Here is a 22,047-nt window from a genome sequence, read left to right as displayed (position 1 = left end):
GAATGCAGGTATTTAGCCACCTACACGTGCAAGCTCGCGCATATTCGCTTCAAATGCAGCCATCAAAGCAGCCTCGCCGGTCAATCCGGTTTGCTCTACTTTGCGAATCTGCTCCATCATCCGTTTGTAATCCTTCGGAATGACACGAACAAACTTCGGCAAGCTATCTGCCCACTGATCCAATACCCGCGCTCCCGCCTTACTGCCTGTAAGCTCTACATGACGGCTAATCAGCTCGCGCAGCTCTTCGATCTCTTCTGGCTCTTCCACTCTCTCGAGAAGTACCATCTCGAGATTGCAGCGGCCGATGAAGGATCTCTCTGGATCGTAAACATAAGCGATACCACCTGACATCCCTGCCGCAAAGTTACGGCCTGTTTCACCAAGAACAACCACACGGCCTCCAGTCATGTATTCACAACCGTGGTCACCCACACCTTCTACAACAACCTTCGCTCCAGAATTACGAACGGCAAAGCGTTCACCGGCGATACCGTTGATATAAGCTTCTCCAGCTGTTGCTCCGTAAAATGCAGTATTTCCGATAATGATATTGTCCTCAGCTGCAAAGGTAGCTTTTGGAGATGGTTTGATAATAATCTTACCACCCGATAGTCCCTTACCAACGTAGTCATTGGAGTCGCCTTCCACCGTAAGTGTGATCCCCTTAGGCACGAATGCACCCAAGCTTTGACCAGCAGAACCGGTGAAATGAAGACGAATCGTATCATCAGGCAAGCCGGCTGCCCCGTATTTACGTGTCAGCTCGCTACCAAGAATGGTTCCAACGGCACGATTAACGTTCGTAATCGGTAACGATGCTTCTACAGCCGTTCCTGATTCCAGTGCAGGTGCAGCCAGATCCAGCAGTTTAGAGACATCAAGCGTCTCTTCCAGACCATGATTCTGACGTTTACTGCAGAAGCGTGTGCTTCCCTCTGGCATTTCCGGTACATGCAGCAGACTACTCAAATCTACGCCCTTCTTCTTCCAATGCTGCGAAGCTTGAGCAGCGTCTAAGCAATCTGTACGGCCAACCATCTCTTCAATCGTACGGAAGCCAAGACTCGCCATGATTTCGCGTAAATCCTGTGCCACAAAGGTCATAAAGTTAACTACATGCTGTGGATCACCCGTAAAGTTCTTACGAAGATCTGGATTTTGTGTCGCTACACCAACCGGACAAGTATCCATTTGGCAGACACGCATCATGATACAACCCACAGCTACTAACGGAGCAGTAGCGAAGCCATACTCTTCAGCACCTAGTAATACAGCTACGGCTAGATCGCGACCGCTAAGCATTTTTCCGTCTGTTTCCAGTACAACGCGGTCACGCAGATTGTTCAGCATCAACGTCTGATGCGTTTCGGCCAAGCCAAGTTCCCATGGAAGACCTGCATGACGAATGGAGTTCATCGGAGATGCACCTGTACCCCCGTCATAGCCACTTACCAGGATAATATCAGCGCGCCCTTTGGCTACGCCAGCAGCAATCGTACCTACTCCGACCTCAGAGACGAGCTTAACATTAATATTTGCACGTGGATTGGCATTCTTCAGATCGTAGATCAGCTCTGCCAAATCCTCAATCGAATAAATATCATGATGCGGCGGAGGTGAAATCAAGCCCACACCAGCTGTTGAACCACGCACTTCAGCCACCCATGGATAAACTTTACGCCCTGGAAGCTGTCCGCCTTCCCCTGGTTTAGCACCCTGAGCCATCTTAATCTGGATCTCATCAGCGTTAACAAGGTAGTTAGATGTAACTCCAAAACGTCCGGAGGCTACTTGTTTAATCGCACTGCGACGGGAATCGCCGTTGCTGTCCGGGATATAGCGGGCTGGATCTTCTCCACCCTCACCAGTATTACTCTTACCACCGATCCGGTTCATTGCAATAGCGAGGGTCTCATGCGCTTCCTTACTAATGGAACCAAAGGACATCGCACCCGTCTTGAACCGTTTCATAATGGACTCCACTGGCTCTACTTCTTCTAATGGAATCGGTTCATAAGCTGACTTGAACTGCAACAAGGAACGAATTGTCAGATGCTTCTCACTTTCACCTTGAACAAGTGCAGCATATTTCTTATACAACTTATAATCCCCACTACGCACGGAGTGCTGAAGCAGATGAATGGTCTGTGGGTTGAACAAATGATCTTCCCCATCGTTTCGCCATTGATAATCACCACCGGAATCAAGCACTTTATCATTTCCGTCTTTTTCCGTGAAAGCACGGTTATGATGGATAAGTGCCTCGGTTGCTACTTCCTCCAGACCAATACCGCCAATGCGGGAAGGTGTCCAAGTAAAGTAACGATCCACGAATTCCGAGTTCAGACCCACAGCTTCAAAGATCTGCGCGCCCCGGTAGGATTGAATAGTCGAAATCCCCATTTTGGAAAGAATCTTAACTACGCTCTTAGTCGCAGCTTTAATATAGTTCTTCACAGCCTTCTCATGCGAGATTCCCCGCAGTAAGCCTTGGCCGATCATATCATCCAAGCTTTCAAAGGCCAGATACGGATTGACTGCACTCACACCATAACCAAGCAGAAGTGCATAATGATGGACTTCACGAGGTTCACCGGATTCAAGCAAAATACTAACTTTTGTCCGTGTTCCTTGCCGGATCAGATGGTGATGCAAGCTCGATACCGCAAGTAGAGCAGGAATCGCAGCATTCTCACGGTCCACACCGCGGTCCGTCAGAATCAGAATGTTATGACCTTTAGCCATAACGCGATCAGCAGCCTCGTTCATACGGTCAAGCGCGATACGCATTCCTTCTGCTCCGAGCTCAGCTGGGAAAAGAATCGGAATAGACATCGACTTGAAGCCTGCACGACGAACATGTCGAATTTTAGCAAAATCTTCATTCGAAAGAATCGGTGTGTGCAGCGAGATTTGGCGACAGCTTTCTGGTTCTGGTTTAAGCAAGTTACGCTCTGGTCCAATTGTAGTCGTAGTAGAGGTAACCAACTCTTCGCGAATAGCGTCGATTGGTGGATTCGTTACCTGAGCAAACATTTGTTTGAAATAATTATATAGACGCTGCGGACGGTCTGAAAGCACAGCGAGCGGCGCATCATAACCCATGGAACCTACAGCTTCAGCGCCAGTAGATGCCATTGGTTCAAGCACCTTGCGCAAGTCCTCAAAAGTATAGCCGAACGCTTGCTGCAGCTGCTGCACATTGTCATGCTTAGGATTTGGTAGTTCAGGCGCATCTGGAAGCTCTTCGAGACTAATCAAATGCTCATCCAGCCACTGGCGGTAAGGCTTCTCAGTGGCGATAGCCGATTTGACTTCCTCATCGGAGATAATACGGCCTTCCTTCGTATCCACGAGCAGCATGCGTCCAGGCTTCAGGCGGTCTTTATATAAGATGTCCTCTGCTGGAATGTCCAGTACACCCGCTTCGGAGGATAGAATAATCATGTCGTCCTTTGTTACATAATAACGAGCAGGTCGCAAGCCATTACGGTCCAGAATAGCGCCGATTTGCACACCATCTGTAAAGCCCATTGCAGCAGGTCCGTCCCATGGCTCCATCAAAGTGCTGTGGTATTCGTAAAAAGCTTTCTTGTCGGCGTCCATACTGTCATGATTACTCCATGGTTCAGGAACCATCATCATGGCTACTTGTGTCAAGGAGCGTCCGCTCAAATAAAGAAACTCAAAGGTATTATCGAACATTGCTGTGTCCGATCCATCCGGGTTTATAACAGGTTTGATCTTGCTCAGATCTTCGCCGAACACTTCACTCTTGAACAGCGACTGGCGGGCATGCATCCAGTTCACATTTCCGCGCAAGGTATTGATCTCACCATTGTGGATCATAAAGCGGTAGGGATGCGCACGTTCCCAGCTTGGGAAGGTATTCGTACTGAAACGGGAGTGAACTAACGCGATTGCTGATTCCAGCTCTTCGTTCTGCAAATCCAGGTAGAATTGTCCGACTTGTTCTGTAGTCAGCATGCCTTTGTACACGATCTTACGACATGACAAGCTTGGGATATAGAAGGCTTCAGCCTCTTCTACACCACCGTAGCGAATCGCAAGCTCTGCACGTTTACGGATGACATAAAGCTTACGCTCAAAAGACAATTCGTTCGTAACCGAGGCCGAGCGACCGATAAACACTTGGCGCACAAAAGGCTTTGCAGCCTTCGCAGTTTTGCCAAGCATTTCATCATAGGTAGGTACATCACGATAGCCGAGTACTTCCTGACCTTCTTCAGCAATAATTTTGCTTAAGAGAGCCTCATGTTGAGCCCGAACTTTCTCGTTATGAGATAGAAAAATCATACCTACGCCATAATGGCCTTGTTCCGGCAAAGCAAAGCCAAGCTTCTGGGCTTCACTAGCAAAGAAACGGTGCGGAATTTGAAGCATGATACCTGCTCCGTCACCAGAGTTGGGTTCGCTACCTTGTCCGCCACGATGCTCCATATTAAAGAGCATTGTTAAAGCGTTACTAACAATATCATGGGACGTTTTGCCTTTAATATGGGCTACAAATCCCATGCCGCAAGCATCTTTTTCGAACTGGGGATCATACAGGCCCTGTTTTCCGGGCAGTTCAGTGTGTCTCATCGAACGCAACCTTTCTATTATAAAGTATGGCGTAATCTTTGGAAAATTTTTCAGATTAAAATTTTAATAATTATTCAAGCCAGATTAGTGCTATTATTTTATCACCGGGGTGACAACAGCGCAATTTAAACTTTTTTATGATGCTGATTAACATTTCTTTTTGCGACACAGCTTTAGTGGACAAAAGTTTAAAAAAACTCATCTATGTATAATTATGCATAAATGACGCATAAGAACTTATGCAATGAAAGCGTTTCAAGAATTTTCATCACCCTTGAATGTTTGCAAGAAAAAGGGTTCTATGATTTAAACTCAAAAAAAAGCGCCTCCCGGAGGAGACGCTTTTTAATTACTTTTTTTCAAATTATACAGTCATAGCTTGTTCACTGTTCATTCCAGCTTCATTGTCCCGACTGCGGGTCATGAAGTAAGCGAAAGTAAGAGCAAGGAACCCAAGACCGAAGATTGCAAGAACACCTACGTCACTCCACATTGCACTGAAGTCCCCTGTAGAAATTACTGATTTAAGACCACTAACTGTGTAAGTCATAGGAAGCAGTGGGTTAAAGAATTTCATCCAGTTCGGGATCAATTCAAGTGGGAATGTTCCGGCACTAGTTGTTAATTGGAAAATAAGAATAACGATAACAACAAAACGTCCCGGTTGATCCAACCAAGTAACAATGGATTGAACTACCCATGTGTAAACTAGACTAGTCAAGAATGTAAATAGGAAGAATAGCGGTACACTTTGTACTTCTAGTCCAAGTCCGTACAATACAACCACAGCAGCCAGCATAGACTGGATAAAGCTCATGATTGAGAACGTAAGCGTACGGCTGATAAAACGATTCATACGGCTTGCGCCTATTACAGCTGATTCACGCATTGGAATAACAATTGTAGAAATCAGTGCACCTACGAACAAACCAAGAGATAAGAAGTAAGGAGCAAACCCTGTGCCGTAGTTCGGTACATGATTTACAACTTGATCCTCAATCACAACCGGTTGTGCGAACATTTCCATCATTTTATCTGACTTATTCACGCTGCCTGTTTTTTCAGCAGCATCGCTAAGCTTAGTTGCCAGTTCTGTTGATCCAGATTTCAGATCATCCATACCATCTTTCAGCTCGCCTGCACCGTCAGCCAGTTTTTTCGAACCATCTGCTACAGCACTGATACCGGAACCTAGTTCGCCTACACCACTTAGCAGTTTTGAGGTACCATCGCCAAGCGCTTTACCGCCTTCAGCCAGCTTGCTGCCTCCAGCTGCAGCTTCTTTAAGCTTCGTACCAAATTGTTGCATCCCTGCATTCAGCTTATTGCCACCTGTTACAAGTGCAGATGCGCCTTGTGCCAGTTTTTGCTGTCCTGTCAAAAGCTGTGTGCTACCAGCATTTAATTGCTGTGCTCCATCATGCAACTGAGTTACACCAGCAGCTACCTGCTGTGAACCTGAGTGCAGTTGAGTTGCACCTTGTGCCAGTTGCTCTTGCCCACTGTGGAGTGCAGTAGCACCCTGTGCCAGCTGCTCTTGACTTTGTTGCAGTTGCTCACTACCTTGTGCAACAGCTGCACTAGCTGCTAGGAGCTTCTGTACGGCCGGATTCTGTGCCAACTCAGGACTAGCCTGTGCCAATTGCTGCAAGCCTTGAGCGACCGCTTTAGCGCCCTCAGTAACCTTTGTGCTACCTTCTGCGGAAGCCTGCAAGCCTGCCTCTAGCTTCGCGCTGCCATCCACGGAAGAGGTTAAACCTGCTTCCAGCTTCGCGCTGCCGTCAACTAAAGATTGTGTTCCTGCTTGTAATTTAGTAGTACCATCTACAGCAGACTTCGTACCTGCTTGAAGCTGTGTGGCACCTGTTACAGCTTGCTTCAAGCCGTCACTAAGCTGTTTACTGCCGGCAGCGCTTTGTGCAACGCCATCTTGAAGCTGTGTATGAGCAGCCGACAATTGTTGCAAACCGCCTGCCAAAGTGCTAGAACCCGTTTGAATTGCAGTAGCACCTGAATTTAAATCAGACACACCTTTAGTAAGTGGTTCTACACCATTTTGAAGTTTACCTGTACCATCTGTCAGTACAAGAAGATTATCTTTCAGCTTCAAGGCTCCGTCATCTAGCTTACCAGCGCCATCTGCGATCTTGGAGGCTCCATCTCCCGCCTCGCCCAATCCATCAGAAACTTCTGTAATCTGATTGAATACAGACTCCACATAAGCCTCTGTTACCTTAGCGGATACTTTAGATTTAATTTCTGATACAGCCGTTCCACCGATCTGTCCGGCCAGGAAGTTGTAGCCTTCATTTGGCTCATAAATAATTTTTGCCGGTTGTGGTTCATCATCCAAAAGCGTTGTTGCTTTAGCAGAGAAGTCTTCTGGAACAATAATCGCCATATAATAGGTATTGTCCTTCATTCCTGCTTGCGCTTCTTCTAGTGAAACAAAGTTCCATTGAAAGCCATCGGTTACCTTAAGCTCTTCAACCAGATCATCTCCGGCCTGAAGTTGTTTTCCTTCATAATTAGCACCGACGTCTTGGTTGACAACAGCAACCGGTAACTCATTCATCTTGCCATACGGATCCCAGAATGCCTTTAGGAAGAATCCGCTATACATCACCGGAATAAATAGGATGGCAATCATCGGAATCAGCACCTTTGGATTTCTCAGTGCTGCGCCAAGATCCTTGGTAAATACGGATAATGATTTCATTCTGGTTCTCTCCTTATGAGCTTATGCTCTCTTTAAAATGCTTTGTTTGCGAAATATTACGTAACACTAGGTGACCGTTTTCCCCATTCGGTCAATTTAGGGGATAAAAAAACGCCTTTCGGCTCTTCTTCAATGCCTAAAACAGCTTGGAAATTGTTAAGGGAAAGCAATCTAATCACGCCATCCCTATCCTGAATCAACGCTTACTGTGCCAGTCCTTCGGCGAGAAACAAATGAAAGTACATCTTGATCTGTTCCTTGTCCAAGGGAGTATGTGTTTTATTCAGTTCAGCAGTCAATACAATATATAGCCTGAACATGACTACAGATACGATTTTAGGATCGCAAGGTTTGATTTCTCCCTTTTCAAGGGCTTGTTGCACCTCCCGTTCTAAATATTCTAAAACTAAGTTCTCGATCTTCTCGAGCCCTTCTCCTGCCTGCGGCGTTCCGAATTCGCGACTCTCCTGGGAAAGCTTGATGAATAGCTCCTGCTCACTTCGAAATTCCAGCAGGGCATCCAGCACACGATGCAGGTTATCAAAGAAAGGTCTGTCTCGCCTGATCTCGCGATCAGCAATCATCTTCATTTCTACCATCATATCGCGCAGGATCTCATCAAACAATTGCTCTTTGTTTGTAAAAAAGGTGTAGATGGTTCCTTTCCCGACATTTGCGATCTTAGCAACCTGATCCATGGTAGTCGCCTTATAGCCGAATAATGAAAATGATTTTGCTGCGGCCTGAAGCACCTGCTGTCTTCGATCCACCACTGCCACCTGTGCCCACTTCCTTTCTCCAGAAAATATCATTACCGCTGACTATCTGACCACTTTACTAATCCGGTCAATTGGTCATTCATTACTTTAACATGTAGCTTTGCAGTTTGCAATACTTTAGAAAATCTTTTATTTTTTTATTTATTGCAGGGTTTTAACTTTCTATTTACGTCTTATTTGTATAATGTGAGTAGAGAACAGTTTTCCCTCATCTATTTAAGAAGAAATTCCGCATTTCTATTGAAAAGGAAAGTAGCAGGTGAACTTATGCGAAAGAAAAGAGTACTGCTGTTTTCGGAAGGCTTCGGTACGGGCCACACAGGAGCAGCCTATGCTCTGGCCGAAGGAATAAAGCTGCTGAATCCGGATGTCCAGTGCCGAGTCATCGAGCTAGGTAAATTTCTTAACCCGATGGTCGCCCCATGGATTCTTTCCGCTTACCGAAAAACAGTTAGCAGCCAGCCTAAGCTGGTCGGCATGATGTATAAGACACAATATCATAAATCATTGAACCCGTTGACTAAGATGGCACTTCACCGGATTTTTTATACACATGCCTCTCAAGTGATCGAACAGCTAAAGCCTGATTTGATTATTTGCACACACCCCATTCCGGCCGCTGTCATTTCCAGACTAAAGCGTCGTGGATTGGAGGTTCCGCTGTATACGTTAATTACAGATTATGATGCACATGGTAGCTGGGTAAATTCCGAGGTCAATCGATATCTCGTCTCTACCCCACGCGTCAAATCAATTCTAACAGGCCGAGGGATTGCTCCTGAGCTTGTAACGGTCACAGGCATTCCTGTGCATCCGAAGTTCTGGGAACGATCCAACAAGACGCTGCTCCGCAAGGAACTAGGTCTAGCCGATATCCCTACTGTTCTCATAATGGGTGGAGGCTGGGGACTGATGTTCGGCAAAGAGATTATGAATTCACTCACAGCCAGAATGGATAACATCCAACTCATCTTCTGTATGGGCAGTAACGAGAAGCTTATAGCCAAAATGAAGTCCAATCCAAGGCTTAATCATCCTAACGTCAGGATTCTTGGATACACCAGTGAAATCAATAAACTGATGGATGCTTCCGACCTTCTAATCACAAAGCCTGGCGGTATGACCTGTACCGAAGGTCAGGCTAAGGGAATTCCAATGCTCTTCTATAAAGCTATTCCAGGTCAGGAAGAGAAAAACTGCCAATATTTCGTAGAGCTAGGACTAGCAGAGGTACTTGACTGTGAGGTAGTGAACAAATGGTTCTCTATGATGCTTCGTGAGTATTCTGTTCTCGAAGAGCAGCGTAAACGCCGTCTAGCCCCTGATAAACATCAACCGCAAAGTTGCGCGACTACCGTTCTGCAGATGTTAGGCAACCCCGCAGACAAAACAGCTGATATCAGAGGAGCAAGATCTCAAGCCCGAGGCGAAGAGCCTGTGTGCATTACACCATAAAGAAAAGCAGGTAGCCAGGGAAATTCCCGGCTATCTGCTTTTTTTGTATAGACATGTAATCAGGATTTATTAAATTTCTATACTTTCACCAGCTTTAAGCGGGAATCCCTCTATCCCCTCTTGTCGCAGACGATCACAGAAATCCATAGCATCCTGAGCAATATCCGGAAATGTATTGTAATGAAGTGGTATGACCTTGTCCGCTTGAAGCCAGCGCGCAGCAAGGAGCGCATCATCCGGTCCCATGGTCAGCATATCACCAATTGGCAGAGCCGCCAAATCAATCGCAGTTCTTTCACCAATCAGACGCAGATCGCTGAATAGTGCGGTATCGCCTGCATGAAATAACGTCTTCCCCTCAATCGTCAATAAAATACCTGCGGGCTGTCCAGCATAAATCCAAACGTCGCCTTCCTGAATCGATGAGGAATGAAACGCCTGAGTATATTTAACGGTAATGGCATCATAAATATGTCTGCCGCCTATATTCATATGTTTTACCTTGGCACCCTTCATTCGGCAGTATTCTGCAAGCTCAAAAACAGCAAAGATCGGACAATCATTCTGTTTGGCAATTTGCACAGCATCACCTAAATGATCCGAGTGACCGTGAGTCAGCAGGACAGCATCTACAGTAATGTCATCAGGTGAAATACCGGAGTTCGGATTTCCTGACAAAAAAGGGTCAATAATAACTTTCGCTTGCTCTGTTTCTACCAGCAGCGCTGAGTGTCCGTAATAAGTGATCTTCATGACAATTCTTCCACCTCCAGGGTTATATAGTCTAGTTTACCCTATAAATAGCTGAGGTTCACAGATAAGGTCAATTATTTATAAAACGTATGATTACCAATGGTCTTCACATACTCCTGCGAATGATGTACGGTAAGATCCTGCGCAAGCTTAAGCGATAGGAAAAAATAAGTACTATCGGGAACTTCCTTCACCCCAGAGAGCGCCGCGTTCACCGCTTTAATACTATCATCATTAGGCTTGACACGTTTAAGACGCCCGTTAGCTACAGGACTGAATTGATGCTTTTGATAAATGACCTTATATATCGTGTCGGGGAAATTGGCTGACCGTAGCCTATTCAGAACAACGTTGGCAACTGCCACCTTGCCCTGGTACGGTTCACCTTCCGCCTCTGCCATTACAATTTTTTGTAGCAGAAGCAGTTCTTCTTCGGATACTGCGTAGCGCCGGGTTGCTTTACTTTGCTGCTCCTGGCTTAATAGCTCGGTCCGAGAGAAGTATAATGTTGTGAGGGGATTTTTCTGAGATGCCGAGACTGTCTTAACTACAGTCTGAGCGCTCTTTTTCGCTGTCGCTTTCTGCGCAGCTGAATTAGATTGTGCTACATCAGCCTTTACCCGAACTATGGAAGCCTGCGATGTATTTTGTGGCTTTATTTTATTCTTACTAAGCCATTCTACACTCTGCTCTGGTTTCCAAGTGGAACTGAACAGGTTAACTGTGCTGTAAAGCTTATTCGTTTGTGAAACTTTTGTAGTGCCCCTCGTCTTACTAGATTTTGATTCTTCTTGCAAATAATTTATTACCGATGCTCGGCTGGTGGATTGCAGCTTATCCATCTGCAGATTATCTATTTTCCCCTCGGCAACCTGATTAGGCTGCATTAAGCTTATGGCAGAGAAACACACTAGTATAACGCCAACAAGCAACGCGATACAGCGGTTTTGTTTAAAGATTAACATGATATTCCTCCTATTTCACGGCACATTCCTATTGTATGTAACCGAAAACGGAAGCTTTGAAAACTTAAATACCGATTTTAAAATGTAATATTTTCAATCATTTCATACATAGGAATGGCATACATTCTGGTAGCATACAACACAAAACTATCAATCGTCCAGTCTCTATGAAAGATTTTTGATCTTTTTTCATCATCCAATTTCAGTAAATTTTCCAGCAATTTATCATCAAATGAAATTTTTCCAAGGTACTTTCGAGCCACTGTGAGATGTGGTTTGTACTCCCTGGATTCGGCCGAAAAACCTAAAGGAAGTGTAGCAGTGTGTACTCTCGCAGCCAGTAAATTCAGCTCTTCTAGTTCGCCAGAAACCCCTACCCATAAAACTTTTGGAGCCTTTGGCAGACCAAATGTATTCCATTTGTCTAAGGATAGTTTGAAGGGGCTGCATTGCTCTGACATCTGCTTCAACGACATGATTAAATCCGGGATTTTCGTCTTTGGGGTGTCTCCTAAAAATTGCAGGGTAATATGATAATCCTCTGGATGAGTCCATTTTGCAAAATGAAACTTTTGAGATAGGTTAGAGCACTCTTCCGCCACAACTTGCCCAAGTTCTGAGGGTAATTTCACAGCAATAAATAATCGTTCTGAATCTTTATCCGACACGTTAGCATCCATATCAATTTCACCTTCTCCTATAGATTTGGTATCCTTATCCTATAACATTATCCATTTCCATCAAACCTTAGAGCAGGAGGAATACATCATGACTAAGTCCATAGTATGTCTACAACCACTTACAGCCGAGCAACAAGAAAGGATCAAAGCATCAGCCCCCGGTTATACATTCATACAAGGTGACGGCAAAAATCCGGATTTACAGCTGCTAGCTGATGCTGAAATCGTAATCGGCTGGGCTAAAGGCATCGCCGATACGCTTCTTCGTCCAGATTCGCCCCTTCGCTGGGTCCAATCCTGGTCTGCTGGAATTGAGAAGCTCCCGTTAGAGCGTTTTAAGGAACGTGGAATCCTATTGACTAGTGGGAGCGGAGTGCATGCCGAGCCTATTTCTGCGGTAATCTTTGGCTTCATGCTTCTCTTCACACGTAATTTGCATACAGCTGTTCGCAATCAGATGAACCGCTACTGGAATTCTGACGGAAGTGAGAGTGAATTGTTCGGAAAGACAGCCGTTATTGTTGGAACTGGAGCCATCGGCAGCGAAACTGCCAGAATCGCTAAAGCTTTCCGGATGAAGACGATCGGAGTAAGTCGCTCAGGCAAGCCACTCGCTGATTTTGATCAAGTATATACCACTGACCATCTGCCAGAAGCTGTGAGCCAAGGCGACTTCATCATCAATATTCTCCCTATCACCGATGAAACTAAGCAATTATTTAATACTGCAATCTTCTCTGCCTTTAAACAAGGCTCCTATTACATTAACGTTGGACGTGGAGCAACTACTGATACTGAGGCTCTAATCCACGCACTGAATCGCGGTCAGCTTCGTGGTGCGGGATTGGATGTATTCGAAACCGAACCCCTCCCGCAGGATCATCCACTTTGGACTATGGAGCAGGTAGTCATCACTCCTCATTCTGCTGGCATAACCGATCAATACGCTAATCGAATCGTAAATATTTTTACCGAAAATATAAATTCCTATTTATCTACTGGCGCTCCATCCCTAAATCTCGTTGATTATGCCCGCCAATATTAAATTTAGTATTTGATTATTAAGAACACTTGTTCTATAATAAAAAAATCCAGGAATCAAACATAAAGAGAGGTTAGCGAAATGGATGTTACTGTCACACAATACAATGAGGAATGGAATCTTATCTTCCAAGAAGAATCTCGTAAGATTAAAGAGATCTTCGCTGATGCACTTATTGATATTCACCATATTGGCAGCACTTCTGTTCCTGGGCTAAAAGCTAAACCAATCATTGATGACTTCAACGCGCAAATGACAGAGCTCGGTTACGAATGTATGGGCGAGTTCGGTATGAGTGGCGAGGCAGCAAAACAATACGGTAATCTAAAAGAGGATCTTGCGAATCAATTTCCGAAGGACATTGAAGCTTATATGGATGGGAAAGAAGCATTTGTCACCGAACTAGAAAGAACAGCGCTTGAATGATATTCAAATCATTAACTATAAACTGATCATACAAAATAGTCCCTGCATGTCTATTAGACAATCCTAATGGACATGCAGGGACCCTTATTTCACACCTGGATCGCAGCGCTCTTAATTAGAAGCTATGATCTCGTCAATATAAGCCGTAGCGGTTCCAGCCGTAGAAGGTGTAACAAACTGAATGCCAATGGCATCCACTTTCTTCAAATTCTCAGGCGATAGATTGGAATTGTTGCTAAGATCAATCGTGAACTCCGTGAATCCATCCTGAGCAGCTATCTTCGCACCCGAATCTACCCATACTGCATAGCCTCCTAATTGAAGAAACAGCTTCGCTTGTACATCAGGCTGGTCAGAGACGATTCTAACTTTAGCAGTAAGCTTGGAGAATGAGCTCAGATCAAGTGCAGCTACTTTTGATGCTGCTATAAAAGGATCTTTATCCTCTCCATTCCATGCGAAATCAAGCTTCAAAGATTGATTACCTTCAGCATATACATCAGAAGATACTGTGGCTGTACCAGAATTGATAGCCCAACCGTCATTCCCCGTCTCGAAGCCATAGTGAACATCCGGGACAGCTTTCTCCAGAGATACTTCCTTCAAATAAAGCTTCGCAGTTCCTCCATCATTTGAAACATCCTCAATTTTAATCCCAATCGTCTTTACAGCAGCCAAATCTACGCCCACCCCTGCTGCTGCAGTAGGCAGTGAAATAGATAAGGTCGTATAACCCTTAGAATCTACAGGCACAGGATCACCGCTGTCGCTCCATTTCCAGTCCGCACCTGTCTTGATGAATAGACGTGCTTTAGCTGCACCACTCGAGAGCTTAACCTTAGCGCTGATCGTATCCAGCCCTGTAATATTCAGCTTCTCAGGATTAATAGCAAGTTCGAAGGATTCTTTGGAGCTGCCATTTGTATCATTGCCAGTATTAATCAAATCAAATTGTACACTTGCCGCTTCTTCATTGGCATCAAATACTGGAGGTTGAGCGTTGGCAGACGAACCGTTGGTTGTAGCCCATCCTGCAATATCAGCTTCTGTAGCGAAGGCGTACAACACGCCAGGCTCATGTCCCTGGGAACCTCCATTTCCTTCTTCCGACATATCCGGAAGTGTCCCGTCATAGACCGCTTGAATATCGTCAAAGTAGAGCGAACCTTCGTGGCTCTGTCCGTCCATCGCATTCACATACAAATTAAAGCTCTGAACTTGCTTCAATCTTTCCTGTGTAAGCTCTCCGGCTTTTCCCCAGCTCATCTCCGTCAAATTCTTCAAACTTAATACTATTTTACCGTTCTTGTCTGGATTAATGACCGGATAGGCTTCGAAATATCCTCCATCAACGACAAGCTGCACCACTAGCTTAAGCGGCTCACCTTTCTCAGCATAAGCGTTGTCTCCATCGGAAGCTACCCACATACTGAGTGCATTATAGTCGGACCAGTCCAGCGAACCCAGACTTTTACCTACTCCGGTATAACCTGCATTATTAATCGTATAGTGCAGTTTCATTCCGTAATCCCCAGATTCCTTATGTTCGGAGCTTAAAGATACGCTCACATCATCTCCGCCAGCCTTAGGATATTTGGCTATCAGTGCTTCATCACTTGAGCCATAAGATTCAAAATTATCTACCAGTGCTTTGTCAGCAACAGGTGCAGTATACGTATTATAAAGACCGATATTATCTACATAGATTGGCAATTCACCTTGCACTTCCAAACCACTGCCAACCAGAGATATCGCTAGACCAGTGGCTTCGGTTGATTTAGCGGCATTATCCAGATCAATCGAAACATCAAATTTATAATACTGTGATCCACCCACGTTAACTTTCTCAAGATCGGACAAAGATTTATAGGATGAGTCCATGCCATACTTTGTATCCCAATCTGGTGGCAACTGAATCACACTGCGTACCGCAGCATTGTTTGCCTCATTCTGAGCAGCCTCCGGAATTAACACGGAGAACTTCACACGTGTAACTTGAGACAGTTCCACTCCATCCAGTGCAAGATCATTCAATTGCAGCTTCAGTTCCTGCCAAGTATCCTCAGCAGACAGCCCTTCAGTAATGTTAATAACTAGCTTACCGTCAGCATCTAGTGACGCATGCTGCAAGACCGTCTTGATCGTCTCTGCGTTATTGGCGAGCCCTGACCAAGTACCATTGTTTTGGATTTGCTCCAAATCCTTGTCAGCATCAAAATTAAGTACCTTTATTGGCGCTTCATTGATTTTTAAGAATACAGAATTAGTCTGTGTAAGTGTAGCATCTCCAGTTCCATATGCCCTCACTGTAATCTCTGTTGAACTGCCATTCAGACTAGCGTCTGGCTGCCATGAAGCGCTATAGTAGCCGTCCGCACCGAGCGTCATTTCCACCTCTACTCCAGAATCACCCACAGTATAAGTCACTTTGCTAGGCACTGCATTTAATACCTTGGCCCGAATGACGGTCACGGCATCTGTTACTGTACTGATATTATTCGGAGTTACGATGTGGAGGAAAGGTTTCTTTGCTGCAACTTCAACTTCGAGATTGTATTTATTATCTTCTTTCACATCACTCGCAAAAGCCGTGAAATCATCTTTATAAAAATTCACAAAATCAGGAAGCAACTCATGATCTGCTTTATTAGGAACATTCTTATAAGGAACATACAAATTATTACCTTCACCAAAGTTCGCCCAAGTCAGCATATAAGATATTTTTGCCGCATCAGGGTCAGCCTTGATCGCATTCAATACTTTAGTGAACCATTCCAGCTCATTATTGCCTGTTGTTTTCATACCAGCAGCACTATAACCATACTCAGATAGGGTAACAATCTTACCTTTGTCTTGAGCAAGCTGAGAAATCATCTTAAGGTCTTTAACAAGACCACCCAGGAAAGCCTCCGAACCCGCATTCTCCTTGTTGTCATACTGATCCATTCCAAGAATATCAACAAATTGATCACCTGGATAAGTCGTTAAATATTCACTTTCATTTCCATTAAAAGATCCGTTTGGTGAGAATACATAAAGGAAGTTATGAACGCCTTTAACATCACGTAGGTATTCAACTGTATATCTGTACAGTTCCGCGTATTCACTCTTTGTCGTTGTAGCCGCACCCCACCAGAACCAACCTCCATTTTGTTCGTGGAAAGGACGGAACAGAACTGGAATCAGGTTGCCATCGTCATCCTTAAGATTGTTCGCAAAATTAGAGATGCGATCTAGATATTTATTAAACTCTCCATTCTTATCTCCGCCCGGCAAAATACGTGATACTACCGAGCGCGTTGCTCCTTTGGAATTCCCTGTATCGTTAAAGCTTCCACCCGTAACAAAATTGTACGGATGTGTACTTAGCGTTACAATACCACCCAAATCATGAGCCTGCTTCATGGCAGCGGATAATCCTAATCTACTCGCTTCATAATCTCCGCTAACTCCAGGAGGATTCTCATATCCATCTAAACTAAGGGTGTCCCAACCAAAAACCCCAGGATAATCACCAGTGGAGCTGTATACGTCAGAAATAACATTTCCGTTCTTATCCTTTCCGGCAAAAGAGACGGTAGTATCATGCTGATGACCGAACATAACTTGTTTACCGCTCATGCTATCCAGATAAGCAAATAATGATTTGGTAGCAGTCGATGCATCTACGTCAACGATATGAACCCCAGCTTCTGGTGTTGCCGTTGGAGCAGCCGTTGCTGTAGGTTCCGGAGTAGACGTCGGTACTGGCGTTGCTGTAGGCTCTACACTAGTTCCACCTGAGCCCCCAGGCGCCGGTGTGCTTGTTCCCTGTCCTACAAGAACTCCATCCTTCACAGTGTATGTTCCTTCTACTATAGTCACTCCATTTAAGACTACAGAGGAAGCACTTACTACAAGCTTGCTAATGGTACCTTTTGTTGTAATCAACGTTCCCGTTGCACCGTTACCAATCACAAGCTGATCGATTGTAGAACCTGAGCCTACTTCTATAATAGAAGCACTATCAATAGTCAGTTGAGTGATGACCGTACGGTCCTCTATAACGGCCCGAACTTTCCCTTCAGGACGATTCACTTTTACAGCAGCCAATTTAGAATTTTTTAAATGAATCGAATGCTCGCCACCACCAGATATAAGTACATTACCTTGTACTGTTACATTCTCCAAGACACCCTCACCATCACCAATACCGGAGGTAAAATAAAGGTTGCCTGATGCAGCTACATTCTTTAGTTCAACCCCACTTTGGTTAATGACAATATTCCCATGGATATCTCCCCCAGTGAATGTACCGGCTGTGTTGTAGTAGCCGCTAATCAATCTGTCAACGATAGTGACTACCTCCGCCCTTGTAATTGGGTCGTTCGGACGAAATGTACCATCTGGATATCCGGATAGAATTCCACTCAATGCTAGGGTAGCCTCTTTAGCGTAAGCGCTGATGGATGCTTGGTCTGTAAAGGCACTCGCTTTAGTGCCTGGCTCCAGTGAAAAAACAGAAGCAATTAATGTTGCAGCATCTTGACGAGTTACTTCAGTATCCGCTTTCGCTTTATTATCAGGAAAACCTTTGTAATAGCCAGCTTGCTTTGCTATAGATAAAGCGCTTGCATACCAAGCTTTAGCAGGTACATCCGAGAATGACATTTCCGAAAGAGTGCTAAATCCAAATAGCTTATTAATAATACTTACAAGCTCAGCACGCGTTACTTTATGATCCGGCTTAAAAGAGCCGTCCGGATAACCTTGAATAACACCATTACCCTGCCACTTCTCTACACTTTCTCCAGCCCAGTGCGCCTTGAGGTTTTCATTTGTTTTTCCGTTAGCTAGCGCAGGCACAGCCATTGTAACGAGCATTACTGCTGTAAGAAATAGAGCAAAGCTTTTTTTGAACCTCTTCATTCGTTTCACCCTCCCGTTTTGTAAAGGTTTTTCATTATTACTCAAGCAGAAGATTCGACTTCTTTATCAACCTCCCCATTTATTACCAATAACAATTTAGTTATTATATTAGCACTAAAGTGGCATACAAACAATAACTTATTTTTATAAATAGCTATTTTGTTATAAAAAACACTGAATATCAGGGTTAAAAAGCATAAATATAGTCGAATAAATAATAACGAAATACTAACAAAATATTCCCCGTTCTATAAAAAACAAACAAAAGGCCAGTCTCCAATGGATTGGAGGCTGGCCTTAACTTAATCTTCTGTTTTATCTAATCCAAGTCATAAATCGATCCGACTTTCAACCCGTATAGCTCATTGTATATTTTCTCAGCAAAGGCATCCGTCATCCCTGCGATATAATCAATCACCATATGTTCCCACGTCCAAATAGGATTCGCTTGTTTCTGATCCTTCTCAAAGCGTTGTAGCCAGTCCGATGGAATAATGGCTTTGGATGTCTGCGGATCAAGAAAAGCTCCCCATAGACGGCGCAGAATCCATTCACTACGTTTCTGAAGCCGCTGTACTCGTAAATCACGAATCATCGTGACCCAAGCGAAGCTTTTCAGCACACTTACGGTCCGTAGCATATCCTCATCTTCTTTTCCTTCCTTTATAAAGGTGACCTTCTTCCAGTCTCCATCAGGAATCACCCCAAGACTTGCGACAAAGGTGCTAACCCAATAAGCCTTAACTTCACGCCGAGTTCTGGAATAGTCGTTCTCGCAGGTTGGCATCTTTTCCATCCATACTCGAAGAAATGAACTAAGCACCTCTTCGACCTTAGCGCGGATACCTTCCTCCTCCCAACCCTTCCAGAAGAAATCCTCTAACGTTGTAATTTTCTCTACGATCAGCCGCTGAATATAAGAATCATGCATAAAGTGTTCATGCACTTCAATCTTTCCAGCCTTAATTCCATCCTCCAAATCATGTGCAGAATAAGCGATATCGTCGCAAAGGTCCATCAGCTGAGCTTCCAACGTTTTCTTACCTGCTGGTATTCCCCACTCTTTGCGAATCTCCGAAATATATGCCCATTCGTGAAGGTACATTCCCTTCTTAAGTGAGGTACCGGGAAACGGATATTTATTTATTCCGAGAAGCACTGCATCCGACAGATTTAGTCCATCAATGTTCTCACGCTTCTCCAGAAACATAATCAGCCGATAATTATGAGCATTGCCTTCAAAATGCTCATAGCGCTGCTTCATCTGCTCATGAATGAGCAGCCTATCTGCTCCCGTTGCTCCTGATTGCAGGGCAGCCTCATTCGTCTTCTTTTCAATAAGCTGGTCCAGAATGTTATCCAGTACCTCTTCCCCTTTATGCCCGAAAGGAGGATGACCAAAATCATGAGCAATGGCCGCGCATTCTACAACCTCTGGATCTATTACAAGTCCTGGGTTCTCCGCTTTACTTGTCTCCACCTCTGGATAAGATCTAAGCAGACTTTTCGCTGCCTCACGTGCAATCTGAGCGACTTCAAGTGAATGAGTTAGACGCGTCCGGTAATAATCACCCGTGCCAGCCCCGAACACTTGAGATTTGCCTTGCAGCCTACGAAAAGTAGGCGAATGAATCAAGCGTGAATAATCACGCTCATAAGCAGCTCTCGACGTTTCTAGGCGGGTAATTTCCGGATATTGCCGGTGTTCTCTTTTTTCAATAAGTGTCATATTCCCACCCCTAACCAAATGTCTATATATTGAACTTCATTATAAGGCATTTTCATAACAATTTTCACATCAAAATACAACGTTATCCCAATCCCAAATTGCAATGGAAGCAATCCACCAATCTAAAAGCAATTGAAATGGAGATATTAATCTTCGTAGGCAAAAAACATCTAGGAGGAATCCACTAAATGATAATGAAGAAATTGTCCGTAGCTCTTTTATCCACTTGCTTGATGCTATCCGTTGCTTCTGCGGCTTCTGCTTCTGCTGCACCAGCCGAAACGAAACATGAGAAAAAAGTACATGCTGAGAAAATGAAGAAAGAAAAAGAACATAAAATGCATGAAAAGAAAATGCATATGAAGAGCCACTCCACTAAAGGAATTCATGCAAAGAGCATGAAGGCTAAAAGCATTAACACTAAGAGCATTCACATGAAAGCAACAAAAATGCCAAAAACAGGCCATGGCGGTGCTAGCGAACAAACTGAATAGGGAGGATGAAAGAGGGGGAATCCCCTCTTTCTTTTCTTACACATGAAAAAATGGATATCTTCATTTATATTAACCTTCATCACTTTAACCACTGCCAGTTGTACTGACTCACATTCGCAGGAAAGCAGACCAGACACGAAGTCACTACAAACACAGCAGCAAGAAACGATAACTCCTACTAAAACTATTCAAAAGATCGATATTAAACCATCATTACCCAAACCTATCCTGCCTACTCAGCTTAGCATTCCAGCTATTAAAGTAAGCGCCAAAATAGAGACCGTTACATTGCTTCCAGATGGACAAATGGACGTCCCTAAGGATAGCAATATTGCAGGAATTCTGTACCCAGGAATATTACCAGGTGCTAAGGGAAATGTAATTTTAGACGGGCATGTGGATAGTTATATTGGTCCAGCTATTTTTTTCAACCTCAAAAAGCTTAAGCACGGTGATGAAATAACGGTATCCAATGCGGACGGGCGAAAACTAACTTATATTGTAGAGTCTGTAGAAATCTTCGCCACTGCTGAAGCACCCTTGGAACGAATTTTTGGAAAGTCTACCGAAGCCAGAATGAATCTTATTACTTGTACAGGGAGATATAGCAGAAAGAAGAAAGAACATGAAAAAAGGCTGATTGTCTTTACAAAACTGAAACTATGAATATTTTGACCCTCCAAAGGAGCATTCTAAAATAAAAAAAACAGGTGAATTCATGAAAACTAGCAGCAAAATTATGATGACTACCCTCTCTCTCTTGTTATGCTTCACGAACTCCGCTCTAGGTAGCCCGAGCAAGAACCGCGACTACTACGAAAAAAGAGGAGACATGATTTGGGAAGTACATACTAACCAAAAAGTGATTGCATTAACGTTTGATGACGGTCCTGACCCTTCTGAAACCGATCAAATATTAAAGGTATTGAGTCAATATCATGCGAAATGTACCTTCTTTGCCATAGGAAAAAGAATTGCAGCGTATCCAGATGTGGCGAAACGAGTCATTTCCGAAGGACATGAATTAGCTAACCATACCTACAATCACGTCTATTTTAGAAAACCTATTAATAAAGCCCAGTTTGAGCGGGAGCTTAATTTAACCGAAGAAGAAATCATAAAGGTTTCTGGAAAGCATAGTGCTTTGTTCAGACCCCCGGGTGGCATGTATGACGAGACACTAGTTGATACTTCAAACAACATGGGCCTAAAGCCTATTTTATGGTCCTGGCATCAAGATACACGTGACTGGAATCGCCCTGGCGTGCAGAGTATCGCGAACAAGGTTATTCGAAACGCACATAATGGTGATATCGTCCTGTTTCATGATCATGTGCATGGACAATCTCAAACCAGAGAAGCGCTCAAAATTATTTTGCCGGAATTAGAAAAGCAAGGTTTCCGATTTGTCACCGTTTCAGAATTAATCAAATTATCCAATACACAGCAGGCAGGTAAAGCACAATAGCCTAATTGCACAGGACTTCAA

The 22,047-nt window shown here is 44.2% G+C and carries 14 protein-coding genes; 6 read left to right on the top strand and 8 right to left on the bottom strand.

The annotated features are described in order from the left end of the window. Positions 1-12: 12 nt before the first annotated feature. From gltB to MKY99_RS04950, 3 genes are all read right to left on the bottom strand, one after another. Positions 13-4,608, bottom strand: a complete 4,596-nt coding sequence (gene gltB / locus MKY99_RS04960; RefSeq protein ID WP_339269035.1) for a glutamate synthase large subunit — start codon at positions 4,606-4,608, stop codon at positions 13-15. Between the two features lie 364 nt (positions 4,609-4,972). Next, positions 4,973-7,327 carry a YhgE/Pip domain-containing protein gene (locus MKY99_RS04955; protein WP_339269033.1) on the bottom strand — a complete coding sequence of 785 codons (2,355 nt, stop codon included), beginning with the start codon at positions 7,325-7,327 and terminating at the stop codon, positions 4,973-4,975. 203 nt (positions 7,328-7,530) lie between these two features. Next, the gene (locus MKY99_RS04950; RefSeq protein ID WP_179085738.1) at positions 7,531-8,106 is read right to left on the bottom strand and encodes a TetR/AcrR family transcriptional regulator; all 576 of its coding nucleotides are present in this window, start codon (positions 8,104-8,106) and stop codon (positions 7,531-7,533) included. 267 nt (positions 8,107-8,373) lie between these two features. Here MKY99_RS04950 and MKY99_RS04945 point away from each other — a divergent pair, with 267 nt between their 5' ends. Next, complete coding sequence (locus tag MKY99_RS04945; protein ID WP_076299152.1) at positions 8,374-9,561, top strand: glycosyltransferase; 1,188 nt, start codon at positions 8,374-8,376, stop codon at positions 9,559-9,561. Positions 9,562-9,630: 69 nt separating this feature from the next. Here the strand turns inward: MKY99_RS04945 and MKY99_RS04940 are convergent, their stop codons facing one another. The 3 genes from MKY99_RS04940 to thpR form a co-directional block, all read right to left on the bottom strand. Next, positions 9,631-10,314, bottom strand: coding sequence for a metal-dependent hydrolase (locus MKY99_RS04940; RefSeq protein WP_339269031.1), 684 nt, complete (start codon positions 10,312-10,314; stop codon positions 9,631-9,633). Between the two features lie 74 nt (positions 10,315-10,388). Then, positions 10,389-11,279 carry a cell wall hydrolase gene (locus tag MKY99_RS04935; RefSeq protein ID WP_076283914.1) on the bottom strand — a complete coding sequence of 297 codons (891 nt, stop codon included), beginning with the start codon at positions 11,277-11,279 and terminating at the stop codon, positions 10,389-10,391. Between the two features lie 77 nt (positions 11,280-11,356). After that, positions 11,357-11,959: an RNA 2',3'-cyclic phosphodiesterase gene (gene thpR / locus MKY99_RS04930; RefSeq protein ID WP_339269029.1), complete on the bottom strand. Its 603-nt coding sequence runs from the start codon at positions 11,957-11,959 to the stop codon at positions 11,357-11,359. A gap of 88 nt (positions 11,960-12,047) precedes the next feature. Here thpR and MKY99_RS04925 point away from each other — a divergent pair, with 88 nt between their 5' ends. Beyond that, on the top strand, positions 12,048-13,004 hold the full coding sequence (locus tag MKY99_RS04925; protein ID WP_339269027.1) for a D-2-hydroxyacid dehydrogenase: 957 nt from the start codon (positions 12,048-12,050) through the stop codon (positions 13,002-13,004). A gap of 78 nt (positions 13,005-13,082) precedes the next feature. Then, complete coding sequence (locus MKY99_RS04920; RefSeq protein ID WP_339269025.1) at positions 13,083-13,427, top strand: GrpB family protein; 345 nt, start codon at positions 13,083-13,085, stop codon at positions 13,425-13,427. A 111-nt stretch (positions 13,428-13,538) separates the two neighbouring features. Here MKY99_RS04920 and MKY99_RS04915 read toward each other — a convergent pair whose 3' ends face one another. Next, positions 13,539-18,335, bottom strand: a complete 4,797-nt coding sequence (locus tag MKY99_RS04915) for a glycosyl hydrolase (RefSeq protein WP_339269023.1) — start codon at positions 18,333-18,335, stop codon at positions 13,539-13,541. 319 nt (positions 18,336-18,654) lie between these two features. Beyond that, positions 18,655-20,064 carry a dGTP triphosphohydrolase gene (gene dgt, locus MKY99_RS04910; RefSeq protein ID WP_076283910.1) on the bottom strand — a complete coding sequence of 470 codons (1,410 nt, stop codon included), beginning with the start codon at positions 20,062-20,064 and terminating at the stop codon, positions 18,655-18,657. A gap of 188 nt (positions 20,065-20,252) precedes the next feature. On the opposite strand from dgt, the gene MKY99_RS04905 reads away from it, so the two are divergent. Genes MKY99_RS04905 through MKY99_RS04895 form a run of 3 tightly spaced genes read left to right on the top strand, consistent with a single transcriptional unit; the run spans position 20,253 to position 22,026 of the window. Beyond that, on the top strand, positions 20,253-20,558 hold the full coding sequence (locus MKY99_RS04905) for a hypothetical protein (RefSeq protein ID WP_339269021.1): 306 nt from the start codon (positions 20,253-20,255) through the stop codon (positions 20,556-20,558). Positions 20,559-20,600: 42 nt separating this feature from the next. Then, positions 20,601-21,224, top strand: a complete 624-nt coding sequence (locus tag MKY99_RS04900) for a class F sortase (RefSeq protein WP_339269019.1) — start codon at positions 20,601-20,603, stop codon at positions 21,222-21,224. 52 nt (positions 21,225-21,276) lie between these two features. Beyond that, on the top strand, positions 21,277-22,026 hold the full coding sequence (locus tag MKY99_RS04895; protein ID WP_052404165.1) for a polysaccharide deacetylase family protein: 750 nt from the start codon (positions 21,277-21,279) through the stop codon (positions 22,024-22,026). Positions 22,027-22,047: the final 21 nt, after the last annotated feature.

This window comes from Paenibacillus sp. FSL R5-0470 (assembly GCF_037975205.1).
Classification (GTDB): Bacteria; Bacillota; Bacilli; order Paenibacillales; family Paenibacillaceae; genus Paenibacillus_AQ.
This window is presented reverse-complemented; position numbering and strand designations above follow the sequence as displayed.